General features: G+C 42.7%; 5 protein-coding genes. All 5 read left to right on the top strand.

The features are described 5' to 3' along the window. A partial coding sequence (locus ACRCJ0_RS09515; RefSeq protein WP_431390290.1) for an amidophosphoribosyltransferase occupies positions 1 to 925 on the top strand: 925 nt, incomplete at its 5' end. 30 nt (positions 926 to 955) lie between these two features. Further along, entirely contained in the window at positions 956 to 1,981 is a 1,026-nt protein-coding gene (gene purM, locus ACRCJ0_RS09510; RefSeq protein WP_182023545.1) for a phosphoribosylformylglycinamidine cyclo-ligase, read from the top strand. Then, the gene (gene purN, locus ACRCJ0_RS09505) at positions 1,978 to 2,541 is read left to right on the top strand and encodes a phosphoribosylglycinamide formyltransferase (RefSeq protein WP_431390289.1); all 564 of its coding nucleotides are present in this window, start codon (positions 1,978 to 1,980) and stop codon (positions 2,539 to 2,541) included. The genes purM and purN overlap by 4 nt, the downstream gene beginning before the upstream one ends. A gap of 51 nt (positions 2,542 to 2,592) precedes the next feature. Continuing rightward, positions 2,593 to 4,113, top strand: coding sequence for a bifunctional phosphoribosylaminoimidazolecarboxamide formyltransferase/IMP cyclohydrolase (gene purH / locus ACRCJ0_RS09500; protein WP_431390288.1), 1,521 nt, complete (start codon positions 2,593 to 2,595; stop codon positions 4,111 to 4,113). 30 nt (positions 4,114 to 4,143) lie between these two features. Continuing rightward, positions 4,144 to 4,758: phosphoribosylamine--glycine ligase (locus ACRCJ0_RS09495; protein ID WP_431390287.1), on the top strand; the 615-nt coding region annotated here is incomplete at its 3' end.

Here is a 4,758-nt window from a genome sequence, read left to right as displayed (position 1 = left end):
CCAGGCTTGTATTGAAGTGCTTGGGCAAGATATTGAAACAATTAAAGCTTATTTTGAAGCTTTAATCGGTAAATTTACCTTGATTTATATGAACAATGACCGGTTTATCGCCTATAAACATTTGGACGGGATTAAACCTTTAGCCATTGGGAAGATGGGCGATACCATCATTGCGAGTTCAGAAACGGCAGCTATTGATTCGATTGCTGGGCACGTAATTCGTGAAATCCAACCGGGTGAATTGTTTATTCAAACAAAAACACAATGCATTTCTTACTACCTATCAGCCAACATGGAAGCAACTGAAAGCCTGGATGCCTTCGAGTTTATTTATACGGCGCGTCCGGATTCCATTCTAGACGGGATTTCTGTCTATGATGCTCGTTATCGTTTAGGGGAAACCTTATGGCAAGAAGACCAATTGCACAAAGGAATTGTGATTGGGGCACCAGAATCGGGTGTGATTTCGTCTATGGGTTATGCTAAGGCGTCAGGATTACCCTATGAGCAAGGATTTGTTCGTAACCGCTATATTGGCCGGACCTTTATCCAGTCATCGCAAACCATTCGTGAACGAAATATTGAAATCAAATTGACCCCAATTAAAAGTATTGTGGCCAATCGTGAAGTCATTTTAATCGACGATTCTATTGTGCGGGGTTCAACTATTAAACGAACGGTCAACACCTTAAAAGAAGCAGGCGCAAGTAAGATTCATGTGCGAATTGCTGCGCCACCAGTTGTGAAGGGTGAATCGATGACCGTGGATATTCCAGACAAGCACCAACTTGTGGCTTACAACCGATCGATTGAAGAAGTGAGAGATTTGATTGGCTGTGATAGCTTGAAATATATTTCTTTAGATGGGTTCCACCGTGCCATCGGGCGCAGTAAACTTTATGAACCTTATTTTACTGAAGAATAAGCGACAAATAGAAGATAATAGGAGAGCGAAATGGGATTAGATTATAAGTCTGCTGGGGTCAACAAAGAAGCCGGCTACCAGCAGGTGCAATTAATTAAAGACATGATGAAAGCCACTTATACAGATCAGGTGATGACTGAAACAGGTGGCTTTTCAGGTATGGTTGAACTAGGTGCGTCTGATATGAAGGCGCCCGTCTTAGTTTCTGGAACTGACGGGGTGGGGACCAAATTAATGGTGGCCCAAGAAGTTGGTATCCATGATACCGTTGGGATGGACCTTGTCGCGATGTGTGTCAATGACATTATCTGCCAAGGTGCCAAGCCCTTATTTTTCCTTGACTATATTGCAACAGGTAAACTAGTTCCTGGGAAAATGGCCAGCATCGTCCAAGGGGTAGCCGATGGTTGTAAACAAGCTGGTGCTGCCTTAATTGGTGGTGAAACTGCTGAAATGCCAGGTATGTACGGCGAAGATGATTATGATTTGGCTGGATTTGCCGTCGGTCTTGTCGATAAAGAAAAAATCATTTCAGGAAAAGACATCAAAGCGGGCGATATCGCTATTGCCTTGCCGTCTTCTGGCGTCCATTCTAATGGATTTTCTTTAGTTAGAGCAATATTAGAAAAAAATAAGATTGATTTTAATAATCAATATCGAGATACTAATAGGACGGTGGGCGAAGTTTTACTGACACCCACAAAAATCTATGCCAAAGATGTGCTAGCCTTAATCGAGGCCGTGACTGTCAAAGGGCTAGCCCATATTACAGGCGGTGGTTTATTTGAAAATGTACCGCGTACTTTACCTGAAGGCCTTGGTTTAGCGGTTAACCGTGACCAAATCCCAACGCTAGATATTTTTGACTATTTACAAGATCTAGGCCAGGTGGCAGAGGATGAAATGTTTGGGACCTTTAACATGGGGGTCGGTATGGTTATTTTCCTAGACCCAGCGGATGTTGACAGAGCCTTACAAGTTTTAGCGGCTAATGACAGCGGCGCCTTTAAATTAGGGCAAGTGACGACGCAAGCCGACGGAGTATCTTTTGTATGATCAAAATTGGGGTTTTAATTTCTGGCGGTGGGACCAATCTGCAGGCCATTATAGATGCTTGTCGGTTAGGCGACTTACCAGCTAAAGTATCAGTGGTCATTTCCAATAAGGCAGACGCTTATGGTTTAGAACGGGCCAAAAAGGCTGGGATTGACCAATTTTATACCAATGATGATGAGCGGATTCTAGCGACTTTACAGGGCTATGACGTGGATATTGTGGTTTTAGCAGGATACTTGAAATTGATTGCCAAAGACTTGGTCCAAGCTTTTGAAGGCCGGATGTTGAATATTCATCCTTCACTTATTCCGGCATTCTCAGGTAAGGGGTATTACGGGTTAAAAGTCCATCAAGCAGCTATTGATCGCGGGGTTAAAGTGACTGGGGCTACCGTTCATTTAGTGGACGAAAATTTTGATGAGGGGAAAATTCTGATTCAAGAGGTGGTTGCCATTTTGCCGACAGACACTGCAGAAACCTTGCAGGCACGCGTTTTATCAGTAGAACATGGGATATTGATTACAGCTATCGCTGAAGTCATTCGAGGTCTAGACGGCTAGATTTAGCTATTAGACGAAGAAAAAATAATACGGAGACATAAGGAGACGAATATGAAAAGAGCTTTAATTTCTGTTTACGATAAGACTGGTATTGTTGAATTTGCGACCAAATTAGACCAATTAGGTTGGGAAATCATCTCTACAGGTGGGACAAAATCTTTATTAGAAGAGGCTGGAATCAAGGTGATTTCTGTTGAAGAAGTGACCAATTCACCTGAGATTTTACAGGGGCGTGTGAAGACTTTACACCCACATATCCATGGTGGAATCTTATTCAACCGTGACATTCCTGAACATCAAGAAACAGTTGATGAATTAGGGATTCATGCCATCGATATGGTCATCAACAGCTTATATCCATTTGAAGAAACCGTGAAAAATGCGGACTCATCTAAGGCAGAAATTATTGAAAAAATCGATGTAGGTGGGCCTTCAATGATCCGTGCAGCAGCTAAAAACTACAAAGACGTCTTAATTGTTACTGACGCAGCGGATTATGATTTAGTTGCTGACGCTTTGGAAAATGATAATAACACCCTTGAATTACGGGAAAGCTTAGCTGCAAAAGCCTTCAGATTAACGGCTTTCTATGATGCCATGATCGCTGAGTACTTTACTGGCCTAGCTGATGAAAAATTCCCAGAATTATTGACAAAAGCCTTCCGTTATAAGGAAGAATTGCGTTACGGGGAAAATCCCCACCAAGCAGCTGTTTACTATGAAAGTCCGCTTGAAGAAGACTTTGACCTAGAACAATTACATGGGAAACAAATTTCTTACAACAACTACAATGACATGCGGGCCAATATGGACCTTGTCCAAGAGTTTGACGAGCCAGTTTGTGTGGCAGTCAAACATGCTAATCCATGTGGGGTAGCGGTTGCTGATACACCGGCAGAAGCCTACAGAAAAGCATTTGCTGGGGACCCAGTGTCTATTTTCGGTGGGATTATTGGTTTTAACCGCACGGTTGATGCTGAAACGGCTGAAGAATTGTCGAAAATTTTCCTAGAAATTATCGTGGCGCCTGACTTTACGGAAGAAGCTTTTGCCATTTTGGCCAAAAAGAAAAATCTACGTTTAGTTAAATCGACTAAATTAGGTGAATTCAAGGGTAAAGGGACAACTTACAAGGAAACAGTAGGTGGCTTGTTAATCCAAGATAAAGACTTACCAATCTACGCGGAAACAGGTCTTGAACTTAAAACAGACCGTCAAGTAACGGACAAAGAGTTAGAAGATATGGACTTCGCTTGGAAAGTGGCTAAACACTGTGCGTCAAACGCTATGGTCATTGCAAAGGACAAACAAACCTACGCTTTAGGTCACGGGGAAGTGCGTCGCGTATGGGCGCTTGAAGATGCCTTACAACGGTCTGAATTCCCATTAGAAGGGGCAGTTGTCGCTTCAGACGGCTTCTTCTTCCCAGATACCATCGATAGTTTACATGAATATGGTATTAAAGCCATCGTACAACCAGGTGGTTCTGTCCAAGATGAGAAAGTGATTCAAGCAGCTAAAGCTCACGATATTTCAGTTGTGTTCACTGGCATGCGTCATTTCAAACACTAATGACGAGCTGTTAATTCCTAAGGAGAAATCATGAAAATTCTAATTATTGGTGCTGGTGGTAGAGAACATGCCATTGCTTGGAAATTGGCCCAGTCCAACCGACCAGTTGATATTTTTCTAGCACCTGGAAATGCAGGTACGGCAAGTGATTATACCAATGTCCCAATCGACGTAATGGACTTTGACCGCTTACTTGACTTTGCCTTAACTGAGGCCATCGATCTGGTGATTGTAGGGCCAGAAGATCCTCTTTGTGCCGGCATTGTGGATGTCTTTAAAGATGCTGGTATTGCTGTTTTTGGTCCTGACAAAATCAGTGCCCAACTAGAAGCTAGCAAGGATTTGACCAAGCAATTTTTGAATAAATATCAAATTCCAACTGCCAACTCTTTTACCACAGCTGACTTTGACCAAGCTAAGGACTATATCAACCAAGCTGACCTGCCAATCGTTATTAAGGCGGACGGTTTATGCAAAGGTAAGGGCGTCGTGATTTGTCACAGTCTTGAAGAGGCAGAGGCCACTTTAAAAGACATGTTGCTTGATCAAAGTTTCGGAGATTCCGCCAGCCAAGTCGTTATTGAAGACTATTTAGATGGCTATGAGCAGTCACTTTTATGTTTCGTGTCCAATAACCAATTGGTA

The sequence above is a fragment of the Aerococcus sp. L_32 genome (assembly GCF_050689315.1).
The sequence above is the reverse complement of the archived record's forward strand: the minus strand, read 5'-3'. Positions and strand labels throughout refer to the sequence as shown.

Excerpts from the sequence above, each read along its gene's own strand:
- purM (WP_182023545.1), top strand. The coding sequence starts at position 956 with ATGGGATTAGATTATAAGTCTGCTGGGGTCAACAAAGAAGCCGGCTAC.
- purH (WP_431390288.1), top strand. The coding sequence starts at position 2,593 with ATGAAAAGAGCTTTAATTTCTGTTTACGATAAGACTGGTATTGTTGAA.
- purN (WP_431390289.1), top strand. The coding sequence starts at position 1,978 with ATGATCAAAATTGGGGTTTTAATTTCTGGCGGTGGGACCAATCTGCAG.